Raw genomic sequence first — 677 nt, 5'->3', positions numbered from 1 at the left:
CGCCAGCGGATGCTCGCGCGACACCACCGCGCCGAGGCGAAACCGCTTCAAGGCCACCTGCCGCAAGTCCGGCGGATGGCGGAGCGCCATGGCGATGCCGATGTCGGCCTCGCCGCGGCTCAGGGCCTCCAGCACGTCCGACGATCCCTTCACCTCGGTGGTGAAGCTGACGCGGCGGGCGCGGCCGCGATGTGAGGCGATCAGGTCCGGCAGCACCGATTCCGTCAGCGACTCGATGCAGGCGATGCTGACGGTGCCGCGCCAGGTGCCCGACAGGGACGCGACGTCCGAGCGGAAGYGGTCGAGGTCCTGGAGCACGTTCATGACGTGCCGGGCCAGCATCTCGCCGACCGTGGTCAGCGTCAGCCCGCGCGCATTGCGCTCGAACAGCGGTGATCCAACCTCTTGCTCTAGCTTGAGAATCTGGCGGCTGACCGCAGAGGAGGCAACGTTCAGGACGCGTGCCGCGGCCCGGATCGAGCCGGTGCGGCGGACGGCGTGGAAGTACTGGATGGCAGGTGAGTGAAATCGCATGGGTCCCCCGGCACGGACTATAGCCGCTGCCGAAACGGCATCAACATGTACGAAATTCTCTGCTTTTCGAGAGCGCTGGTCCCCCCTAGGTTCGCCGCCGGCTCGGCCAGGCCCCAATGAGGGCCGCCGGGCCTGCGCAACGA

The 677-nt window shown here is 68.2% G+C and carries 1 protein-coding gene; it reads right to left on the bottom strand.

The annotated features are described in order from the left end of the window. On the bottom strand, positions 1-534 hold a 534-nt coding region (locus AC1D00_RS44090), incomplete at its 3' end, for a LysR family transcriptional regulator (protein WP_477015072.1). Positions 535-677: the final 143 nt, after the last annotated feature.

The sequence above is a fragment of the Bradyrhizobium sp. P2_E8 genome (assembly GCF_056403875.1).
The sequence above is the reverse complement of the archived record's forward strand: the minus strand, read 5'-3'. Positions and strand labels throughout refer to the sequence as shown.